This is a genomic window from Streptomyces sp. NRRL S-455, from assembly GCF_000717875.1.
Lineage (GTDB): Bacteria > Actinomycetota > Actinomycetes > Streptomycetales > Streptomycetaceae > Streptomyces.
In genome coordinates, this window is record NZ_JOCT01000025.1 from 29,558 (window position 1) to 49,438 (window position 19,881).

Sequence of the window (19,881 nt, forward strand, 5' to 3'; positions counted from 1 at the left end):
ACGGTCGACAGGCATCCCGCAACGAAAACCCGCGGAGTTCGGAGCAACGCAACGATCTTGCGGGTATGCGCAAGGTTGCTGCATTTCACCAGCAACGCCGATCCTCGTAGGCTGTCGCCTCGTACGTGGCGTGGCGGGGACTCCGCTCGGTGGGTCCCTGCTCAAGGGCGCCGCCGTTCCCTGCCGCCCTGACCGGCAGCGATGAAGGAGCCAGCGCGTGCTCGACCAAGGCGCACCCCCGCAGAACCCAGGCCAGACCGCCGTATCCGCCTCCCCCGGCATCGGCGCGCGCCTCATGCGTCGTAAGCCCGTGGAACACCTGGTCGCAGAGGGCGGCCAGGGCGAAGGAGGGTCGCTGCGGCGCTCCCTCGGGCTGTGGCAGCTCACCATGATCAGCATCGGTGCCACCCTCGGCACCGGCATCTTCGTCGTCCTCGGCGAGGCCGTGCCCAAGGCGGGCCCGGCCGTCACGCTCGCCTTCGTCATCGCCGGTCTCACCGCCCTGTTCTCGGCCCTGTCCTACGCCGAGCTCGCGGGCACCATCCCGGTCTCCGGCTCCTCGTACTCGTATGCGTACGCAACGATGGGCGAGCTGATCGCCTGGATCTGCGGCTGGTGCCTGGTCCTGGAGTACGGCGTCTCGGTCGCCGCCGTCGCCGTCGGCTGGGGCGAGTACCTCAACGAACTTCTCGACGGGACGATAGGCGTCACCATCCCGGCGGCCCTGTCCGCTCCGCCCGGTGACGGCGGTGTCTTCAACCTGCCCGCGCTGATCGTCGTCCTCCTCGCCATGGCGTTCCTGCTGGGCGGTGCCCGCGAGTCCGCTCGCGCCAACACCGTCATGGTCATCGTGAAGATCGGGGCGCTGGTGATGTTCTGCGCCATCGGTGTGCAGGGCTTCCGCTCCGGCAACTACGAGAACTTCATGCCGCTCGGCATGGCCGGCGTGAGCGCCGCGGGTGCGACCCTGTTCTTCTCCTACATCGGCTTCGACGCCGCCTCCACCGCCGGTGAGGAGGCGAAGAACGCCCAGCGCGACCTGCCCCGCGCGATCATGCTGTCGCTGGTCATCGTCACCGCCCTGTACGTGCTCGTCGCGGCCGTCGCGGTCGGCGCCAAGCCCTGGAAGAACTTCACCGACTCCGAGGCCGCCCTCGCCCAGATCATGCGCGAGGTCACCGGGCAGACCTTCTGGGGCACCCTGCTGGCGTTCTGCGCCGTCATCGCCATCGCGAGCGTCGTCCTGACCGTGCTGTACGGCCAGACCCGCATCCTCTTCGCCATGTCCCGCGACGGACTGGTGCCCAAGGTGTTCGCCAGGGTCCACCCGAAGACCGGCACGCCCCGCGCCAACACCCTGATCGTCTCGCTGTTCTGCGGTGTCCTGGCCGCCGCGATCCCGCTCGGACAGCTCGCCGACGCCACCAGCATCGGCACCCTGTTCGCCTTCGCGCTGGTCAACGTGGCCGTCGTGGTGCTGCGCTGGACCCGGCCGGACATGCCGCGCACCTTCCGGGTGCCGCTCTCCCCGGTCATGCCGGCGCTGGGCTTCGGCTTCTGCCTGTGGATGATGGGCAGCCTGCCGGCCATCACCTGGGTGGTCTTCGGCGTCTGGATGGCCGCCGGGCTCGTGTTCTACTTCGGGTACGGCTATCGCCGTTCCCGACTCGCACCATCCGAGAAGTGATCGACCCACAGTGCTGAACGATCTCGACGAACGCATCGTGCACGCCCTCGCCGAGGACGCCCGCCGCTCCTACGCCGACATCGGCCAACTGGTCGGGCTGTCCGCGCCCGCCGTGAAACGGCGCGTGGACCGGCTGCGCGCCACCGGAGCCATCACCGGCTTCACCGTACGGGTGGACCCGGGCGCCCTCGGCTGGCAGACCGAGGGGTTCGTCGAGATCTACTGCCGCGGCAACACCTCCCCGGAGACCATCCAGCGCGGCCTGGAGCGTTACCAGGAGGTCGTGGCCGCCTCCACCGTCACCGGGGACGCGGACGCGATCGCCCAGGTCTTCGCCTCCGACATGCGGCACTTCGAACGGGTCCTGGAGCGGATCGCCGGGGAGCCGTTCGTCGAGCGGACCAAGTCCGTGCTCGTCCTGTCGCCGCTGTTGCGGCGCTTCTCGTCGGGATCGCCCACGTAATCCACGGGACGATCCGCCGGTCAGCCCCTAGCATCGGGGGCATGACCTGGCGACATTGATCCACCAGCCGCGCCTCCCGAGGGCCGCCTCGGACGCCGTACCCCCGGCATCCGATCCGTCCCTGCGGGAAGGCCTCATGACACTCTCACCTGCACGCGTGCCCGCCACCGGCGTCCGGCGGCTGACCACCACGCTGTACGGCTACGCGTTCCTCGACGACTTCGTCCTGCTCTACCCGGTGTACGCGCTGCTGTTCGCCGACGCCGGCATGTCGCTCTGGCAGATCTCCTCCCTGTTCGCCCTGTGGTCGATCACCTCGGTCGTGCTGGAAGTGCCCTCCGGCGCCTGGGCCGACGCCGTGTCGCGTCGCCGGCTGCTGTGGATCGGCCCGTTGCTCACCGCCGCCGGCTTCGCGCTGTGGGTGGCCGTCCCGTCGTACGGGGCCTTCGCGGTCGGCTTCGTCCTGTGGGGTGCGGGCGGGGCGCTCGGCTCGGGCGCGCTGGAGGCGCTGGTCTACGACGAGCTGGACCGGCTCGGCGCCGCAGACCGGTACGCGCGGGTCATGGGCCGGGCCCGGGCCGCACGGCTGCTGGGCACCGTGGCCGCCACCGGCCTCGCGGGGCCCGTTCTCGCCGAGGGCGGCTACGCGGCCGTCGGTGCCGCCAGCTTCGTGGCCTGTGTGCTGACCGCCGTCACCGCGACCCGGTTCCCCGAGCACCGGGTGCGGCCGGAGTCCGCCGGCGACAGCTGGGCGACGACCCTGCGGACCGGACTCGCCGAGGTTCGCGGGGACCGTTCGGTGCGGGGCGCCCTGCTGTTGGTCCCGGCCGTCGCCGCGGTGTGGGGCGCGCTCGACGAGTACACCCCCCTGCTGGTCCGGGACATCGGTGTCGCCGAGGCGACGGTGCCCTACCTGATCATGCTGATCTGGGCCGGCGTCACCGTCGGCAGCCTCCTGGCCGGACCGGCCGAGCGCCTCGGCACGACAGGGCTCGCGGCACTCCTCGCGGGTGCCGCACTCGCCCTGGCCGTCGGCGCCGCGGCCCGCTCACTGGCCGGTGTCGCCCTCGTGAGCCTCGCCCTCGCCGGGTTCCAGCTGGCCGAGGTGCTCGCCGACGTCCGCCTCCAGCACCGTATCGGCGAGTCCCGCCGGGCCACGCTCACCTCCGTGGCGAGCCTGGGCACCGAGCTGGCCACCGTCGCCACGTTCGGCGGGTACGCGCTGCTCGGCACGGACCTGGCGCACAGCACGGTCTTCGCGGTGCTGGCGGTTCCCTACGGCGTGACGGCCCTGGCGCTGGTCAGAGCTCGGGCTGCCACGGCACGACCGTGAAGTCGCCCGTCCCCTTCCTGACCTTCTCGAAGGGGGCGGAGCTCACGCACCGGGGCGGCTCGTTTCCCTCGCCGGGACGGCCCGTCGAGGCCCAGCTGTAGCCGAGCCGGTCGTGCCGGCCGAGGTCGTGGACGGTGACGCCGACCCGCTCGCCCTCGGCGCCCGGCAGGTCGGATTCGGTGATGACACCCGAGACGACGGCCACCTTGCCGCCGGTGAGCAGGCAGTCGACCTTGACCTCGGCCCGGGCGCCGGCGCCGTTCAGGTAGTGGCTGAACTCGAAGGTGCCGGTGGCCTTCATCGGGTCGGCCTTGTCCTTCGCGGCCAGGTGCGCGTCGAAGGAGAAGGTGATGTCGTCCCCGGCCGAGCGGTACAGCTTGGCGGTACCGGTGAGAGACGCGGCCTCCCGCTGCCGGGGCGCGTCGGACGCGGTAGTGGCCGCCTCCCGCTGCCGGGGCGCGTCCGATGCGGTCGCGGCCGAGGTCACCCCGGCGGTGAGCAGCAGTGCGGAGCCGAGCACGACGATCTTCGTACGGCGCTTCATTTCGGTCCTTTCCGCAGGTCGAGTGGACAGCCCCTACTCTCCTGGCCCGGTGCGGCCTGGACATCGCGCTCAGGGCGGGACCCCACCTCCGCCGAGCGGCGGGGAAGAGGAGACGGACCGGGGCTTCGAGGAGGAGCCGCGCTACGGCTCCGGTCGCGCAACGAATCGCCGTCCGACGCCCGGAGCACGCAACGAACCGTTCACCGGCGCGCAACGGCTCCTTCTTGTCCCCCCTGGTCAGCCGCCCGTACCGTCTACGTGGCCCCTCCAACCACCCTTCCGCCCGGTGAGGAACACGCATGCGCACCGCCCTGCTCCAGAGCTCCGGCCGCCCCGGCTCCACCGCCGAGAACCTCAAGGTCCTCGACGAGGCCGCGGGCCGGGCCGCCGCCGCGGGCGCGGGGCTGCTGGTCGCGCCGGAGATGTTCCTGACCGGGTACGCGATCGGTGACGACATCGGCCGGCTCGCCGAGCCAGCCGACGGCGACGGCGCTGACGCGATCGCCGAGACCGCGACGCGGTACGGACTGGCGATCGCCTACGGCTACCCCGAGCGGGCCGGCGAGACGGTGTTCAACTCCGCCCAGCTGATCTCCGCCGACGGCACCCGCCTGGCCAACTACCGCAAGACGCACCTCTTCGGCTGCTTCGAGCGCGACCACTTCGCACCGGGTGAACAGCCGGTCGTCCAGGCCCAGATCGACGGCGTCCGGGTCGGTGTCCTGATCTGCTACGACGTCGAGTTCCCGGAGAACGTCCGCGCCCACGCCCTCGCCGGCACCGACCTGCTGGTCGTCCCGACGGCGCAGATGCACCCGTTCCAGTTCGTCGCCGAGTCGATGATCCCGGTGCGGGCCTTCGAGAACCAGATGTACGTCGCGTACGTCAACCGGGTCGGGCAGGAAGGGGAGTTCGAGTTCGTCGGCCTCTCCACACTCGCGGGGCCCGACGGGGTCGCCCGTACCCGCGCCGGGCGGGGCGAGGAGCTCGTGTTCGCCGACGTGGACCCGGCCTTCCTCGCCGCGTCGCGCGAGGCCAACCCGTATCTGCGGGACCGGCGCCCCGGCCTGTACGGGTCGCTGATCTGACAACCCCCTGATCTCTCTCCCCCCAGTTCTTTCGTACAAGGAGTCCGTACCCCATGACGTCCACCGTGCCCAACGCCGTCGAGCACGCAGACGCGCAGCAGCCGCCGATCACCATGTTCGGCCCGGACTTCCCGTACGCCTACGACGACTTCCTCGCCCACCCGGCGGGTCTCGGTCAGATACCCGCGACGCAGCACGGCACGGAGGTCGCGGTCATCGGCGGCGGGCTGTCGGGCATCGTCGCCGCGTACGAGCTGATGAAGATGGGCCTCAAGCCGGTCGTCTACGAGGCCGACCAGATCGGCGGGCGCCTTCGGACGGTGGGCTTCGACGGCTGCGACGAGTCCCTCACCGCCGAGATGGGCGCGATGCGCTTCCCGCCGTCCTCCACCGCCCTCCAGCACTACATCGACCTGGTCGGCCTTGAGACCCGGCCCTTCCCCAACCCCCTGGCGGAGGCGACGCCGTCGACCGTCGTCGACCTCAAGGGCGAGTCGCACTACGCCGAGACGATCGACGACCTGCCCCAGGTGTACCGGGACGTCGCCCAGGCCTGGAACCGGTGCCTGGAGGAGGGCGCCGACTTCTCCGACATGAACCGCGCCCTGCGCGAGCGGGACGTGCCGCGTATCCGCGAGATCTGGTCCCGGCTCGTCGAGAAGCTCGACAACCAGACCTTCTACGGCTTCCTGTGCGACTCCGAGGCGTTCAAGTCCTTCCGGCACCGCGAGATCTTCGGCCAGGTGGGCTTCGGCACCGGCGGCTGGGACACCGACTTCCCCAACTCCATCCTGGAGATCCTCCGCGTCGTCTACACCGAGGCCGACGACCACCACCGCGGCATCGTCGGCGGCTCCCAGCAACTGCCGCTGCGCCTGTGGGAGCGCGAGCCGCAGAAGATCGTCCACTGGGCCCAGGGCACCTCGCTCGCGACCCTGCACGAGGGCGGCGAGCCCCGCCCGGCCGTGACGCGGCTGCACCGCACGGCGGGCAACCGGATCACGGTGACGGACGCGCGTGGCGACATCCGCACCTACCGGGCGGCGATCTTCACCGCCCAGTCCTGGATGCTGCTCTCGAAGATCGACTGCGACGACTCGCTCTTCCCGATCGACCACTGGACGGCCATCGAGCGCACCCACTACATGGAGAGCTCCAAGCTCTTCGTGCCGGTGGACCGCCCGTTCTGGCTGGACAAGGCCGTCGACGACAGGGGAAACCCGACCGGCCGGGACGTCATGTCGATGACGCTCACCGACCGCATGACGCGCGGCACCTACCTCCTCGACGACGGCCCGGACAAGCCCGCCGTCATCTGCCTCTCCTACACCTGGTGCGACGACAGCCTGAAGTGGCTGCCGCTGTCCGCGAACGAGCGGATGGAGGTGATGCTGAAGTCGCTCGGCGAGATCTATCCGAACGTCGACATCCGGGGGCACATCATCGGCAACCCGGTGACCGTCTCCTGGGAGAACGAGCCCTACTTCATGGGCGCGTTCAAGGCCAACCTCCCCGGTCACTACCGCTACCAGCGGCGCCTGTTCACCCACTTCATGCAGGACCGGCTGCCCGAGGACAAGCGCGGCATCTTCCTCGCCGGCGACGACATCTCCTGGACGGCCGGCTGGGCCGAGGGCGCCGTCCAGACCGCCCTCAACGCGGTCTGGGGCGTGATGCACCACCTCGGCGGCACGACCGACCCGACCAACCCGGGCCCCGGCGACGTCTACGACGACATCGCGCCGGTCGAACTGCCGGAGGACTAGGAGAACCGGCAGGGCCCGGGCAGCGGCTCGGGCAGGGGCGTGAGCAGCATGCGCCCCGCGAAGCCCACGGCCGTGTCCAGACGTTCGGTGAACTCCTCTGCGACGTCCGGGAAGTCCCGCAGCGCCCACAGGGCCCGGGCCGCCGTCCAGGCCGCGTCCCGGGCCCGCTCCAGACTCCACGAGCCGAGCAGATGGGTGAGCGGGTCGGCGATCTGGAGGAGGTCGGGGCCCGGCATCAGATCTTCGCGGATGCGTTCCTCCAGCGAGACGAGGAGATCGCCCACCGTGTCGAACTCGTCTTCCAGTTCGGCGGGCGCGCAGCCGAGCGTACGGCAGGTGTCCACGACGGCCAGCGCGAGATCGTGCCCGATGTGCGCGTTGATGCCCGCCAGCGCGAACTGCAACGGCCGTACCCCGGGGTGACGGCGGAACTGGAACAGCGGCCGCCAGCAGGCCGGGGGACGCCGCTCGTCCGAGCCCGCCTCGACGACGGTCAGATACCGCTCCGCGAACCGGACGTCCAGCGTGATCGCGGCGTGCCGGTCGGCGAACCGCCCGGTGCCGACGTACCGGCCCACCGCCTGCGTCACGGCGAGGTAGACGCGGTTGAAGACGGCCACGCCGTCCCGGGGGTGCAGGGTCGCGTCGAGGGCGCGCATACGGGAGATGACTCCGTCGACCGGAGTGTCCACGGCCGGGGGGACTTGTTCGCATCGCGGCATGCGGGCAGAGTCGCAGCTTTGGGCCGGCCGGAGGGCCGGCGGGCCCGGCGCTTCCCCGAAACGGGGGAACACGGCTCGCCGCAGGGGAGGGGAGCAGTACCGTGTCGGGCACCAGCCGCAAGGGCAACGGCGCCTCGGCGGACGGCGCCTACGACTTGGCGTCGTCGTAGGAGGAGGTGCCCTCGTCCAGCAGCGGGTGCTGCGTCTTCAGATGGGCCGGTGCGAAGGCCCGCAGCGCGTGGTAGCCGGTGATGACGACCAGGGTGCCGAGGGCGATGCCGCTCAGCGAGAACGTGTCCGTGAACTTCATGGAGACGTTGCCGACGCCGATGATGATGCCCGCGGCCGCCGGGACCAGGTTCAGCGGATTGCGCAGATCCACCCCGGCGTTGATCCAGATCTGCGCGCCGAGCAGGCCGATCATGCCGTACAGGATGACGGTGATGCCGCCGAGCACACCGCCGGGGATCGCGGCGACGACCGCGCCGAACTTGGGGCAGACGCCGAAGAGGAGCGCGAAACCGGCGGCGGCCCAGTAGGCGGCCGTCGAGTAGACGCGGGTCGCGGCCATCACGCCGATGTTCTCGGAGTAGGTGGTGTTGGGCGGGCCGCCGACCGCGGTGGACAGCATCGAGCCGACGCCGTCGGCCGCGATCGCCGTGCCGAGCTTGTCGTCCAGTGAGTCGCCGGTCATCTCGCCGACCGCCTTCACATGCCCGGCGTTCTCCGCGACCAGCGCGATGACGACCGGCAGGGCGACCAGGATCGCCGACCACTCGAACGACGGGCCGTGCAGGGTCGGCAGCCCGATCCAGTCGGCCTGGCCCACGCCGGAGAGGTCGAGCCGCCAGTGGTCGGTGAGCTTGCCGCTCGCGTCGACCGAGTGGATCCTGCCGAAGACCAGGTCGAAGATCCAGGAGATGCCGTACCCGAAGACCAGCCCGAGGAAGATCGCGATCCGGGACCAGAAACCGCGCAGGCACACCACGGCGAGACCGGTGAACAGCATCACCAGCAGCGCCGTCCACTGGTCCTGCGGCCAGTACGTCGAGGCCGTCACCGGGGCCAGGTTGAAGCCGATCAGCATGACCACCGCGCCGGTCACGATGGGCGGCATCGTGGCGTGGATGATCCGCGCCCCGAACCGCCGCACGGCGAGCCCCACCAGGACCAGTGCGGCACCGACGACGAAGACCGCGCCGGTCACGGTGGCGCTGCTGCCGCCCTGTGCGCGGATGACCGCCGCCACACCGACGAACGACAGCGAGCAGCCCAGGTAGCTGGGGACGCGGCCACGCGTGGCGAGCAGGAACACGACGGTCGCGACGCCCGACATCATGATCGCGAGATTGGGGTCCAGACCCATCAGGACCGGGGCCACGAAGGACGCGCCGAACATGGCCACCACGTGCTGGGCACCGAGCCCGGCCGTGCGGGGCCACGACAGCCGCTCGTCGGGGCGGACCACCGCGCCGGGCGCCGGGGTGCGTCCGTCGCCGTGCAGTTTCCAGCGGACGCCGAGATCCATGGTGCGGTATCGCTTTCGTCGTGCGTGCGAGTGTCCGGACCATTGTCGGGGTGCGCCCGGAGCGGCGATGACCGGGGCGGGCCCGGCCGGCCCCGGATCCGCTCAGGGCCGTGGGTCGGGGACGGCCGCGTCCGGCCGGCTGATCTTCGCCCGGTCGCCGGGACGCAACACGGCCGCGAACGCCACCAGGCCGCCGGACAGCAGCGTCACCAGGCAGAACGACACCATCAGGCTGGTCGCCTGGGCCAGCATGCCGATGGCGCTCGGCGCGATCAGGCCGGAGGTGTACGTGATGGTCGCGACACCCGCGATGGCCAGGCTCGGGTTGGAGCCGCTGCGCCCCGCCGCCGCGAAGCACAGCGGTACGACGACGGCGATGCCAAGCCCCATCAGCGCGAACCCGGTCATCGCCGCCGCCGGCTGCTCCGCGACGACGATCAGCAGCCCGCCGAGGACGGCGAGCACCCCGCTCGCACGCACGGTCCGCACGGCGCCGAAGCGGTCCACGATCCGGTCGCCGGCGATCCGGGCGAGCGCCATGGTGAGGGTGAAGCCCGTCGTGCACGCCGCCGCGAGACCGGCCGAGGTCTCCAGTTGCTCGCGCAGGTAGACCGCCGACCAGTCCAGGCTCGCGCCCTCGGCGAACACCGCGCAGAACCCGATCGCGCCGATGACCAGCGCCGACCGGGGCGGCAGCGCGAACCTCGGCGGCGGCTCCTCGTCCGCGGCGGGCTGCAGGTCGAGCACCCACTGGCAGGACAGCACGCCGACGAGGGTGAGGGCCACGGCGGCCAGCACGTGGTGCAGCCGGGCGTCCGAGCCGAGGTGCGCGGCGAGCGTGCCGGCCGCCGAACCGACCAGGGCCCCGACGCTCCACATGCCGTGCAGTCCGGACATGATCGACCGGTCGAGGCGGTTCTCGACCTCGACACCGAGGGCGTTCATCGCCACGTCCGCCATGCCAGCCGTCGCGCCGTACGTGAACAGGGCCAGGCAGAGCGTCAGGAGGTTCGGGGCGAGGGACGGCAGGACCAGGGACATCGTCCACAGGGCGATCAGTCCGCGCAGTGCGTTGCGGGCCCCGAAACGGTGGCTGACACTGCCCGCGAGCGGCATCGCGACGGACGCGCCCAGCGCGGGGAAGGCGAGGGCGATCCCCAACTGCCCCGCGCTGACGCCCGCGTGGTCCTGGATCCACGGCACACGGGTGGCGAACGAGCCGGTCACCGCGCCGTGCACGGCGAAGACGGCGGCCACGGCGTACCGCGACCGCTTCACCTCGCGCAGTTCGTCGAGCACGTTGCCCATTCTGCGGTCCCCCTCCAGGTCTTCGCTGCCGCGCTCACCGCAGCGGGCGTAAACTATCAGGAACCCTGCCTGATAATAAGAGGGTTTCCCGGCGGGCCACGGCCGACGGACTCGCCGATCTGGAAGGATCCCGGCATGCCCGCATCCCCGAGCACCGCCCGGGCCATCAACGACCGGCTCGCCCTGCGTCTGCTCCAGCAGGAGGGCCCGCTGACGGCAGGGCAGTTGAAGCAGCTGACCGGTCTCTCCCGGCCGACCGTCGCCGACCTGGTCGAACGCCTCACCACCGCCGGGCTGATCGCGGTGGTCGGCGAGGCGGGGGAGCAGCGGCGCGGCCCCAACGCCAAGGTCTACGGCATCGTCGCCGACCGGGCGCACCTCGCCGCGCTGGACGTGCGCACCGAGGGCGTCGCCGTGACCGTCGCGGACCTGGTGGGCCGGGTGCTGGCCGAGGCGTCGATGCCGATCGGCGGTGACACGGGAACCGGGCCCGCCGTGGAGCAGGCCGTCGCACTGGTCGAGCGCGTGGTGAAGGAGGCCGGCGCCGACCGCCTGCACACCGTCGGGATCGGGGCCCCCGGCCTGATCGACCCGGCGAACGGCGAACTCCGTAACTCCTCCGGGCTGCCCGAGTGGCACCGCCGCCTCGTCGCCGCCCTCCAGGAGCGGCTGCCCGAGGCCCGGATCAGCGTCGAGAACGAGACCAACCTCGCGGCGCTGGCGGAGCAGCGCGACGGGGCGGCCCGGGACCGGGACACCTTCGTCCTGCTGTGGCTGGGCCACGGCACGGGCGCGGCGGTGGTCCTCGACGGTGCGTTGCGGCGCGGAGCTTCGGGCGGCACGGGCGAGATCGGCTTCCTGCCGGTGCCGGGCGCGGCCGCGCTGCCGTCCTCGACGGACTGCGAGGGCGGGTTCCATTCGCTGGCCTCGTCGGCCGCGGTGCTGGAGCTGGCCGCGTTGTGGGGTGTTCCGGTGGTGGCGGAGGGGGAACCGTCGCTGGTGGGGGTGGTCCGGGCGGCGGCTGGTGTGGTGCGGTCGGCAGTCGGGCTGGTGGAAGACGGCAGGGCCCGTTCCGCGGAGCCCGGCTCCGCCGCCCGCTTCCTCGACGCGCTGGCCGACCGTGTCGCCGTCGGTGTCGCCTCGGTCGTCGCGATCCTGGACCCCGGGTGCGTGGTGCTCGGCGGTGAGGTGGGGCAGGCCGGTGGCGAGGAGCTCGCGGGGCGGGTGCAGGACCGCATCGCCCGGATGACACCCCTGGCCACCGAGGTACGGGCGACCACACTGGGCGGCGGCGCGGTCCTGCGCGGCGCACTCCTCACCGCCCGCGACCGCGCCCAGCGGGAACTCTTCACCCCTGGGGAGCAGGTCGTACAGGGGTGGTAGGGCCCGGCGGCGGGCAAGGGCCGTCGTCACCGCCGCCGGGCCGGTCTGGGCGGCCGTGCGTCGACCCTAGAAAGGACTAGACCAGAGCGTCAATAGGTGCGTCTCTCCCGGCAGTTGCGCCGCCCTGTCGCGCTGCGGAAAGGCGGAGCAACGTTCTGTGAGGCACCCCACATTCTTAACGTCGATCAGGCGTGGCACACTGGCCATGTATCAGCAGCAGCGCACTCCGGGGTCGGTGAAAGTCCGAACCGGCGGTTAAAGTCCGCGACCCGGTCGCCTCCAGCGGCCGGTTGACCAGGTGAAATTCCTGGACCGACGGTTAAAGTCCGGATGGGAGGCAGTGCGCGGCGAGCGGGCATTCGTGCGCGCCGCCGAAGTGGTCCGTCCTCGGGCGGAACTCATCCGGCGCCGCCCCCGGTGTTCCCGCTCGTATCCTCTGTCGTCATCGACAGCCCCGGAGTCCGTGCCCGAAGAGGCAGGAGGACCCGGGAAGTGTTCACCGGAATCGTCGAAGAGCTGGGCGAGGTCACCGCCGTCGAGACCCTCGACGACGCCTGTCGCTTCCGCCTGCGCGGCCCCATCGTCACCCAGGGTGCCAAGCACGGCGACTCCATCGCCGTCAACGGCGTCTGCCTCACCGTCGTCGACCACGAGGGCGAGGAGTTCACCGCCGACGTGATGGCCGAGACGCTGGGCCGCTCCAGCCTCGGCGTCCTCGAGGCCGGCTCCCGCGTCAACCTCGAACGCCCCATGGCCCTCGGCGAACGCCTCGGCGGGCACATCGTGCAGGGCCATGTCGACGGCACCGGCGAGATCCTGGAGCGCAAGCCGTCCGAGAACTGGGAGATCGTGAAGATCTCCCTCCCCGCGGACCTCACCCGGTACGTGGTCGAGAAGGGCTCCATCACCGTCGACGGCATCAGCCTCACGGTCGTCGACGCCGGCCCCGACTACTTCACCGTGAGTCTCATTCCCACCACCCTCGCCCTGACCACGCTCGGCCACAAGCAGGCCGGCGACCCGGTCAACCTCGAGGTGGACGTCATCGCCAAGTACGTCGAGCGGATGCTGGGCGACCGCACGCAGGGGGCGGCCGAGTGAACTCGCTGAACTCTGAGGCGTTCGTCCTCTTCGGCCAGCACATCCTCTGGTCCGACATGGTCGGCAACCTCTTCGGGCTGGCCGCCCTCGCCCTCGGCTGGCGGCGCTCCATCTGGACCTGGCCCGTGCAGTTCCTGGCCGGCCTCATCCTCTTCGGCGCCTTCTTCGGACATCTGACCGGCAGCGCGGGCAAGCAGGCGGTCGTCATGCTCGTGGCCCTCTACGGCTGGTGGCAGTGGCAGCGCGGCAAGGACGAGGGGGGCGACGGCCACATCGCCGTGCGGTTCGCCACCTGGCGTGAGCGCGCGGTGATGACCGCGGCGGCCGCCGCCGGCACCGTCGCGGTGGCGCTGCTCTTCAAGGCGTACCCGACGCTGTCCTGGGACCCCTGGCCGGACGCCTACATCTTCGTCGGCACCATCGTCGCCATGTACGCCCAGGCCCGCGGCATGGTCGAGTTCTGGTTCGCCTGGCTCCTCGTCGACCTCGTCGGCGTTCCCCTCAACTTCGCCAACGGCTACGCCTTCTCCGGCTTCGTCTACGTCATCTACGGCGCGCTCGTCCTGTGGGGCCTGCGCGACTGGTGGCTGCGCTCGCGAGCGGCAGCCCAGCCCACCCTGGAAGGAGCGCCGGCATGAGTGCCCGCCCGTCACCCACCACCGCCCTCGACGAGGCTCCCCCAGAGCAGAAGGCCTGGGGGGACCCCCATCGCGTCACCCCCTCGGCAACCGCTCTGTACGGCACCGGAGAGGTGGAGGACTTCGTGCTCGACCCCGTCGAGCAGGCCATCGCCGACATCGCGGCCGGCCGGCCGGTCGTGGTCGTCGACGACGAGGACCGGGAGAACGAGGGCGACCTCGTCATCGCCGCGGAGAAGGCGACCCCCGAGATCGTCGCCTTCATGATGAGCGAGTGCCGCGGTCTGATCTGCGCCCCCATGGAGGGCGACGAACTGGACCGGCTGAACCTCCCGCAGATGGTCGAGGACAACACCGAGTCGATGAAGACCGCGTTCACGGTCTCCGTCGACGCCTCCGCCGCGCACGGCGTGAGCACCGGCATCTCCGCCTCCGACCGCGCCACCACCCTCCAGTTGCTCGCCGACGGTGTCTCCGGTCCCGGCGACTTCGTCCGCCCCGGCCACGTCTTCCCGCTGCGCGCCCGCCCCGGCGGCGTCCTCACCCGCAACGGCCACACCGAGGCCGCCGTCGACCTCGCCCGCCTCGCGGGCCTGCGCCCGGCGGGCGCCATCGTCGAGATCGCCGGCGAGGACGGCCAGATGCTGCGCCTGCCCGAGCTGATCCCGTTCGCCCGCAAGCACGGCCTGACGATCATCTCCATCGAGGACCTGATCGCCTACCGCCGCAGCAGCGAACCCACCGTCCGCCGCGAGGCCAGGACCCAACTGCCCACCGCCCACGGCACCTTCACGGCGTACGGCTACCGCTCCACCGTCGACGGCGTCGAGCACGTCGCCCTGGTGCACGGCGAGGTGGGCGGCGGCGACGACGTCCTGGTCCGCGTCCACTCCGAATGCCTCACCGGCGACGTCTTCTCCTCCGCCCGCTGCGACTGCGGCCCCCAGCTGGACGCCTCCCTCGCCCGCATCCAGGCCGAGGGCCGGGGCGTGGTGGTCTACCTGCGCGGACACGAGGGCCGCGGCATCGGCCTGATGTCCAAGCTGCGCGCCTACGAACTCCAGGAGCGCGGACGCGACACCCTCGACGCCAACCTCGAACTCGGCCTGCCCGCCGACGCCCGGGACTACGCGGCAGGGGCCCAGATCCTCGCCGACCTCGGCGTGCGCGGCGTCCGCCTGCTGACCAACAACCCCGACAAGACCGACGCGCTCGTCCGGCACGGCATCACCGTCAAGGCGCGCGTCCCGATGCCGGTGAGCGCCGGCGAGCACAACCTCCGCTACCTGCGCACCAAGCGGGACCGGATGGGCCACGACCTGCCCTGGCTGGACACGACCACCGTGCCGGCCTGCGGCAACCAGTAAGAAAGCACGAGGGAGAGACGTGAGCGGCAAGGGTGCACCGGAACTGTCCGTACGCAATGTGGGTGACCTCCGGGTCGCCGTCATCGCGGCACAGTGGCACGAGAAGGTGATGGACGGTCTGGTCGACGGCGCCCTGCGCGCCCTGCACGACCTGGGTATCGACGAGCCGACCCTGCTCAGGGTCCCCGGCAGCTGGGAGCTCCCGGTCGTCGCCAAGGTCCTCGCGGGTCGCGGCTACGACGCGATCGTCGCCCTCGGCGTCGTCATCCGTGGCGGCACCCCCCACTTCGACTACGTGTGCCAGGGCGTGACCCAGGGCCTCACCCAGGTCTCCGTCGACACCGGCGTCCCCGTCGGCTTCGGCGTGCTCACCTGCGACACCGAGGAGCAGGCCCTGGACCGGGCCGGCCTGGAGGGCTCGAACGAGGACAAGGGGCACGAGGCGGTGACGGCGGCGGTGGCGACCGCGGCCACCCTCCGCTCAGTATCCGAACCCTGGCGCTGACGAAAGCCGGCGGTGGCATAGGCTGAGCGTCACCATGTCCAAGAAGACGTTCGAGGAGCTCTTCACCGAGCTCCAGCACAAGGCCACCCACGGCGACCCCGCCACGTCCCGCACCGCGGAACTGGTCGAGAAGGGCGTCCACGCCATCGGCAAGAAGGTCGTCGAGGAGGCCGCCGAGGTCTGGATGGCCGCCGAGTACGAGGGCAAGGAGGCGGCCGCCGAGGAGATCTCGCAGCTGCTGTACCACGTCCAGGTGATGATGGTCGCCCGCGGCATCTCCCTCGACGACGTCTACGCCCACCTCTGAGCCGCACCCCGTTCCCGTAAGACACCACGCAAAGGAAGCCCACCTCATGCTGCGCATCGCCGTCCCCAACAAGGGTTCCCTGTCAGGCCCTGCGGCGGAGATGCTGCATGAGGCCGGCTACCAGCAGCGCCGGGAGTCCAAGGAACTGCGGATCGTCGACCCCACCAACGAGGTCGAGTTCTTCTACCTGCGCCCCCGCGACATCGCCATCTACGTCGCCTCCGGCCAGCTGGACATCGGCCTCACCGGCCGCGACCTGCTCATCGACTCCGGAGCCGACGCCGAGGAGATCCTCGCCCTCGGCTTCGCCCGGTCGACCTTCCGCTACGCGAGCAAGCCCGGCACCATCAGCGGCCTCGCCGACCTGGCGGGCAAGACCGTCGCCACCTCCTACGAGGGCATCGTCGCGGGCCACCTCGCCGACCACGGCATCGACGCCTCCGTCGTCCACCTCGACGGCGCCGTCGAGACCGCCATCCAGCTCGGCGTAGCCCAGGTCATCGCCGATGTCGTCGAGACCGGCACCTCGCTGCGCAACGCCGGCCTGGAGGTCGTCGGCGAGCCCATCATGCGGTCCGAGGCCGTCGTCATCCGCCGCACCGGCGCGGACGCCGACGACCCCAAGGTGCAGCAGTTCCTGCGCCGCCTCCAGGGCGTCCTGGTCGCCCGGACGTACGTGATGATGGACTACGACTGCCGCGTCGAGCAGCTGGAGAAGGCCGTCGCCCTCACCCCCGGTCTGGAATCGCCGACCGTCTCCCCGCTGCACAACGAGGGCTGGGTCGCCGTCCGCGCCATGGTTCCGGCCAAGGAGGCGCAGCGGATCATGGACGACCTGTACGACATCGGCGCCCGGGCCATCCTGACCACGGCCATCCACGCCTGCCGTCTCTGAGGGGCGACCGACGATGTCCGACCTGCCCACCCTGCCCGTCACCTTCCGGCCGGGCAGCACCCGCGCGGTGCTGCTCACCGCCGCCGTCGCGATCTTCGTGGTGATCACAGCCGTCGCGATGCTGCTGAAGCAGCTCAGCCCCGGTGAGCGCGTCAGCTTCGTCTTCACGGCGCTCCTGCTGGACGCGGTGCTGCTCCTGCTGGCACGGCCCAAGGTCGTCGCCGACGAGGACGGCGTCACTGTCGTCAATCTCACGAACAAGCGCCGGCTGGAGTGGGCCGAGATCCTTCAGGTGACCCTCCGGCCGGGTGACCCCTGGGTCTTCCTCAACCTCAGCGACGGCACCAGCCTGCCCGCGCTCGGCATCCAGCCGGGCATCGCCAGACAGCGCGCGATCGCCGACGCCCGCGCCCTGCGGGCGCTCGCCGAGGCCCGCTCCGTGCCGGACCCCGAGCGGCCCTGAGGGCCGCTCGGGGAGATCCTGGGGGTGGTCACCCTGCCGCATCGGGCCATGTCTTGATTAATCTGTTGGCGGAGGCGTGAACGGATGCGCCTCCGCCCCTGTCGCCCCGCCCGGTGTGCCAGGGGCTCCTGCTAACCGAGGAGTGACCCTCTCCGGCGATGGACGGATCGTCCTGCAGTACCTGCGCCGCCCCCTGCCGACATAGCGCGGACCGTGTCCGCGACCGTGCGGAGGCGGCGGCAACATGACCATCCCCCTGCTGCTCCTGGCAGCCGCGTTCCTGCTGATTCTGGCCAACGGTTTCTTCGTGGCCGCCGAGTTCGGCCTCGTGACGGTCGAGCGGGCGGACGCCGAGAAGGCCGCAGCCGAGGGCGACCGGCGCGCTCACCGCGTCGTCGAGTCCCTCAGGGAACTGTCCTTCCAGCTCTCCGGCACCCAGCTCGGCATCACCATCACCTCCCTCGTCGTCGGCATGCTCGCCGAACCGGCGCTCGCTGAGCTGCTGCACGGCCCGTTCACCTCGATCGGCGTACCCGAGGGAGCCGTCTCCGGTGTCACGGTCGTCGTCGGCATGCTGCTGGCCTCCGCCGTGCAGATGGTGATCGGCGAGCTCCTCCCCAAGAACTGGGCGGTGTCCAGGCCGCTGCAGGTCGCGCGCTTCGTCGCGGGCCCGCAGCATGTCTTCGCCCGGCTGTTCCGCCCGGTCATCGCCGGCCTCAACGCCGTCGCGAACCGGCTCGTACGCGCCCTGGGCATCGAGCCCACCGAGGAACTGGCCTCCGCCCGCACCCCCGGCGAACTCGTCTCCCTGGCCCGTCACTCGGCCCGGGCCGGCGCCCTGGAGCAGGACACGGCCGACCTCTTCGTCCGCACCCTGTCGCTCGGCGAGCTCACCGCGCAGCATGTGATGACGCCGCGGGTGAAGGTCAGTGCCCTGCAGTCGTCCGCCACCGCCGAGGACGTCGTCAACCTGACCCGCGCCACCGGCCTGTCCCGCTTCCCCGTCTACCGGGACAAGATCGACGAGGTCGTCGGCATGGTCCACCTCAAGGACGCCCTGGCCGTGCCCGTACGGGACCGGCTGCGCACCCCCGTCGGCCGCATCGCCCGCCCGGCGCTGCTCGTCCCCGAGACCCTGCCCGTACGGCCGCTGCTGGCCCGCCTGCGCAGCGAGCAGCCCATCGCGGTCGTCGTCGACGAGTACGGCGGCACCGCCGGTGTGGTCACGCTGGAGGACATCGTCGAGGAGATCGTCGGCGAGGTCCGCGACGAGCACGACGGACACGACCTGCCCGAGCTGGCGGCCGCCCCGCCGGAGGACGGCAGGCCCGCCTGGGACGCCGACGGCAGCTGCCGTGTCGACATCCTCCAGCGGATAGGCCTGGAGGTGCCCGAGGGGCCGTACGAGACCGTCGCGGGCCTCATCGCCGACCTGCTGGGCCGGATCCCGGCCGTCGGTGACAAGGCGGAGCTGCCCGGCTGGCGGCTGTCGGTGCGCCAGGTCGGCCACTACCGCGCGGAGCGGGTGCGGCTCGTCAGGACCGCCCCGGTCGCCGTGATGGAGGTCGCCCGATGAGCACGCTCCAGCTGACCTTCGCCGCGCTCCTGGTGCTGGCCAACGGCTTCTTCGTCGGCGCCGAGTTCGCGCTCGTCTCCGTACGGCGCAGTCAGATCGAACCGCTCGGCACCGCCCGGGCCCGGCAGGTGCTCTACGGCCTCGAGCGACTGCCGCAGATGATGGCGGCGGCCCAGTTCGGCATCACGATCTGCTCCCTCACCCTCGGCGCGGTCGCCGAACCGACCGTCGCGCACCTGCTGGAGCCGGTGTTCGAGTGGATCCACCTGCCGCACGGCATGATCCACCCGCTCACCTACGTCATCGCCCTCGCCGCGGTGGTCTTCTTCCACCTCGTCATCGGTGAGATGGTCCCGAAGAACCTGGCGATGGCGGCCCCCGAGAAGGCCGCGCTGTGGCTCAGCCCCGGCCTGGTCTGGTTCGCTCGCTTCTGCAAGCCGATCACCGCCACCCTCGGCGCGGTCTCGCAGGGCATACTGCGGCTCTTCCACGTCGAGCCGAAGGACGAGGTGGAGGCCGTTTTCACCAGCGAGCAGCTCAACCGGCTGGTGGAGGACGCCGGCCAGGCGGGCCTGCTCGACCCCGAGGAGGCCGAACGCCTGGAGGACGCCCTGGAGCTGGGCTCCCGCCCGGTGACGGACGTCCTTCTGAAACGAGAGTCACTGGTCACGGTCAGCCCGTCGGTCACCCCCGGCCGCATCGTCGAGCTCACCGCCCGCACCGGGTACTCCCGCTTCCCGGTCGCCGCGGACAACGGCGTGTTCATGGGCTACCTGCACGTCAAGGACGTCCTCGACCTGGAGCACTCGGACCGGGCCGTACCGCAGCAGCTGTGGCGGCCCATGACGACGCTCAGGTCCGAGCTGCCGTTGGACGACGCGCTGACCGTGATGCGGCGGGCGGCTACGCATCTGGCCCAGGTGGCCGACGGGTCCGGGAAGGTACTCGGGCTTGTCGCGCTGGAGGACGTGCTGGAGCTGCTGGTGGGGGAGGTGCGGGATCCGGCTCACCGGGAGGTGCGCGAGGTACGGCTGACCGAGCCCAGGTCCGGTGAAGAGGTGCTGGCGACGTAGTCTCACCCAGCCTGCGGGCAGTCGTGCCGCCTGGGGTGGCACGGGTGGGCGATGGGGGTCCCCCTGCTCATGGGGGTCCCCCCTGTTCGAGCGAAGCCGAGAGCTTGGGGGAGAAGCCGAGAGCTTGGGGGAGG

At 71.3% G+C, this 19,881-nt stretch carries 19 protein-coding genes and 1 riboswitch; of the genes, 15 read left to right on the forward strand and 4 right to left on the reverse strand.

The window, feature by feature from the left end; all coding sequences use genetic code 11:
* Positions 1-217 precede the first annotated feature (217 nt).
* The 3 genes from IE97_RS0129385 (at position 218) to IE97_RS0129395 (ending at position 3,483) form a co-directional block, all read left to right on the forward strand.
* A complete protein-coding gene (locus tag IE97_RS0129385; protein WP_030247031.1) occupies positions 218-1,687 on the forward strand; it encodes an amino acid permease in 1,470 nt (489 codons plus the stop codon).
* A gap of 10 nt (positions 1,688-1,697) precedes the next feature.
* On the forward strand, positions 1,698-2,150 hold the full coding sequence (locus IE97_RS0129390) for an Lrp/AsnC family transcriptional regulator (protein ID WP_030247033.1): 453 nt from the start codon (positions 1,698-1,700) through the stop codon (positions 2,148-2,150).
* Between the two features lie 136 nt (positions 2,151-2,286).
* On the forward strand, positions 2,287-3,483 hold the full coding sequence (locus IE97_RS0129395) for an MFS transporter (RefSeq protein WP_030247035.1): 1,197 nt from the start codon (positions 2,287-2,289) through the stop codon (positions 3,481-3,483).
* Here the strand turns inward: IE97_RS0129395 and IE97_RS0129400 are convergent.
* Positions 3,452-4,027 (reverse strand): hypothetical protein, encoded by a 576-nt coding sequence (locus IE97_RS0129400; protein WP_030247037.1) that lies wholly within the window; start codon positions 4,025-4,027, stop codon positions 3,452-3,454. The two genes, IE97_RS0129395 and IE97_RS0129400, sit on opposite strands and share 32 nt — an antisense overlap.
* A gap of 299 nt (positions 4,028-4,326) precedes the next feature.
* Here IE97_RS0129400 and IE97_RS0129405 point away from each other — a divergent pair, with 299 nt between their 5' ends.
* Complete coding sequence (locus tag IE97_RS0129405) at positions 4,327-5,115, forward strand: carbon-nitrogen hydrolase family protein (RefSeq protein WP_030247040.1); 789 nt, start codon at positions 4,327-4,329, stop codon at positions 5,113-5,115.
* Between the two features lie 53 nt (positions 5,116-5,168).
* Positions 5,169-6,881, forward strand: a complete 1,713-nt coding sequence (locus IE97_RS0129410) for a flavin monoamine oxidase family protein (RefSeq protein ID WP_030247042.1) — start codon at positions 5,169-5,171, stop codon at positions 6,879-6,881.
* On the opposite strand, the gene IE97_RS0129415 is transcribed toward IE97_RS0129410, so the two are convergent.
* From IE97_RS0129415 to IE97_RS0129425, 3 genes are all read right to left on the reverse strand, one after another.
* Positions 6,878-7,603: a DUF5995 family protein gene (locus IE97_RS0129415; protein ID WP_030247044.1), complete on the reverse strand. Its 726-nt coding sequence runs from the start codon at positions 7,601-7,603 to the stop codon at positions 6,878-6,880. The genes IE97_RS0129410 and IE97_RS0129415 overlap by 4 nt on opposite strands.
* Positions 7,604-7,751: 148 nt before the next feature.
* Positions 7,752-9,131, reverse strand: coding sequence for a uracil-xanthine permease family protein (locus tag IE97_RS0129420; protein WP_030247047.1), 1,380 nt, complete (start codon positions 9,129-9,131; stop codon positions 7,752-7,754).
* A gap of 102 nt (positions 9,132-9,233) precedes the next feature.
* Positions 9,234-10,439, reverse strand: a complete 1,206-nt coding sequence (locus IE97_RS0129425; protein ID WP_030247048.1) for an MFS transporter — start codon at positions 10,437-10,439, stop codon at positions 9,234-9,236.
* Positions 10,440-10,574: 135 nt separating this feature from the next.
* Between IE97_RS0129425 and IE97_RS0129430 the strand changes: the two genes are divergently transcribed.
* The 10 genes from IE97_RS0129430 to IE97_RS0129475 all read left to right on the forward strand — a co-directional run bounded on the left by IE97_RS0129430 (position 10,575) and on the right by IE97_RS0129475 (position 19,747).
* A complete protein-coding gene (locus IE97_RS0129430) occupies positions 10,575-11,822 on the forward strand; it encodes an ROK family transcriptional regulator (RefSeq protein WP_030247052.1) in 1,248 nt (415 codons plus the stop codon).
* Between the two features lie 217 nt (positions 11,823-12,039).
* A riboswitch (FMN riboswitch) is annotated at positions 12,040-12,170 on the forward strand.
* A gap of 144 nt (positions 12,171-12,314) precedes the next feature.
* Positions 12,315-12,923, forward strand: coding sequence for a riboflavin synthase (locus IE97_RS0129435; RefSeq protein ID WP_030247053.1), 609 nt, complete (start codon positions 12,315-12,317; stop codon positions 12,921-12,923).
* Positions 12,920-13,561, forward strand: coding sequence for a nicotinamide mononucleotide transporter family protein (locus IE97_RS0129440; protein WP_030247054.1), 642 nt, complete (start codon positions 12,920-12,922; stop codon positions 13,559-13,561). The genes IE97_RS0129435 and IE97_RS0129440 overlap by 4 nt, the downstream gene beginning before the upstream one ends.
* Positions 13,558-14,928 (forward strand): bifunctional 3,4-dihydroxy-2-butanone-4-phosphate synthase/GTP cyclohydrolase II, encoded by a 1,371-nt coding sequence (locus IE97_RS0129445; protein ID WP_324605858.1) that lies wholly within the window; start codon positions 13,558-13,560, stop codon positions 14,926-14,928. The genes IE97_RS0129440 and IE97_RS0129445 overlap by 4 nt, the downstream gene beginning before the upstream one ends.
* Positions 14,929-14,947: 19 nt before the next feature.
* Positions 14,948-15,433 carry a 6,7-dimethyl-8-ribityllumazine synthase gene (ribH, locus tag IE97_RS0129450; protein ID WP_030247057.1) on the forward strand — a complete coding sequence of 162 codons (486 nt, stop codon included), beginning with the start codon at positions 14,948-14,950 and terminating at the stop codon, positions 15,431-15,433.
* A 34-nt stretch (positions 15,434-15,467) separates the two neighbouring features.
* Positions 15,468-15,740: a phosphoribosyl-ATP diphosphatase gene (locus tag IE97_RS0129455; protein WP_030247060.1), complete on the forward strand. Its 273-nt coding sequence runs from the start codon at positions 15,468-15,470 to the stop codon at positions 15,738-15,740.
* Between the two features lie 46 nt (positions 15,741-15,786).
* Positions 15,787-16,635: an ATP phosphoribosyltransferase gene (gene hisG / locus IE97_RS0129460; protein ID WP_030247062.1), complete on the forward strand. Its 849-nt coding sequence runs from the start codon at positions 15,787-15,789 to the stop codon at positions 16,633-16,635.
* Between the two features lie 13 nt (positions 16,636-16,648).
* Positions 16,649-17,098: a PH domain-containing protein gene (locus IE97_RS0129465; RefSeq protein WP_030247065.1), complete on the forward strand. Its 450-nt coding sequence runs from the start codon at positions 16,649-16,651 to the stop codon at positions 17,096-17,098.
* Between the two features lie 244 nt (positions 17,099-17,342).
* Positions 17,343-18,674: a hemolysin family protein gene (locus IE97_RS0129470; protein ID WP_030247068.1), complete on the forward strand. Its 1,332-nt coding sequence runs from the start codon at positions 17,343-17,345 to the stop codon at positions 18,672-18,674.
* A complete protein-coding gene (locus IE97_RS0129475; protein WP_030247071.1) occupies positions 18,671-19,747 on the forward strand; it encodes a hemolysin family protein in 1,077 nt (358 codons plus the stop codon). Before IE97_RS0129470 ends, IE97_RS0129475 begins: the two co-directional genes overlap by 4 nt.
* The last annotated feature ends 134 nt before the right edge of the window (positions 19,748-19,881 follow it).

Bases quoted from the DNA above. Each gene is read 5' to 3' on its own strand.
- IE97_RS0129475 (WP_030247071.1), top strand. From the start codon at position 18,671: ATGAGCACGCTCCAGCTGACCTTCGCCGCGCTCCTGGTGCTGGCCAAC.
- IE97_RS0129445 (WP_324605858.1), top strand. From the start codon at position 13,558: ATGAGTGCCCGCCCGTCACCCACCACCGCCCTCGACGAGGCTCCCCCA.
- hisG (WP_030247062.1), top strand. From the start codon at position 15,787: ATGCTGCGCATCGCCGTCCCCAACAAGGGTTCCCTGTCAGGCCCTGCG.
- IE97_RS0129470 (WP_030247068.1), top strand. From the start codon at position 17,343: ATGACCATCCCCCTGCTGCTCCTGGCAGCCGCGTTCCTGCTGATTCTG.
- IE97_RS0129405 (WP_030247040.1), top strand. From the start codon at position 4,327: ATGCGCACCGCCCTGCTCCAGAGCTCCGGCCGCCCCGGCTCCACCGCC.
- IE97_RS0129400 (WP_030247037.1), bottom strand. From the start codon at position 4,027: ATGAAGCGCCGTACGAAGATCGTCGTGCTCGGCTCCGCACTGCTGCTC.
- IE97_RS0129410 (WP_030247042.1), top strand. From the start codon at position 5,169: ATGACGTCCACCGTGCCCAACGCCGTCGAGCACGCAGACGCGCAGCAG.
- IE97_RS0129430 (WP_030247052.1), top strand. From the start codon at position 10,575: ATGCCCGCATCCCCGAGCACCGCCCGGGCCATCAACGACCGGCTCGCC.
- IE97_RS0129415 (WP_030247044.1), bottom strand. From the start codon at position 7,603: ATGCCGCGATGCGAACAAGTCCCCCCGGCCGTGGACACTCCGGTCGAC.
- IE97_RS0129455 (WP_030247060.1), top strand. From the start codon at position 15,468: ATGTCCAAGAAGACGTTCGAGGAGCTCTTCACCGAGCTCCAGCACAAG.
- IE97_RS0129420 (WP_030247047.1), bottom strand. From the start codon at position 9,131: ATGGATCTCGGCGTCCGCTGGAAACTGCACGGCGACGGACGCACCCCG.
- IE97_RS0129465 (WP_030247065.1), top strand. From the start codon at position 16,649: ATGTCCGACCTGCCCACCCTGCCCGTCACCTTCCGGCCGGGCAGCACC.
- IE97_RS0129425 (WP_030247048.1), bottom strand. From the start codon at position 10,439: ATGGGCAACGTGCTCGACGAACTGCGCGAGGTGAAGCGGTCGCGGTAC.
- IE97_RS0129395 (WP_030247035.1), top strand. From the start codon at position 2,287: ATGACACTCTCACCTGCACGCGTGCCCGCCACCGGCGTCCGGCGGCTG.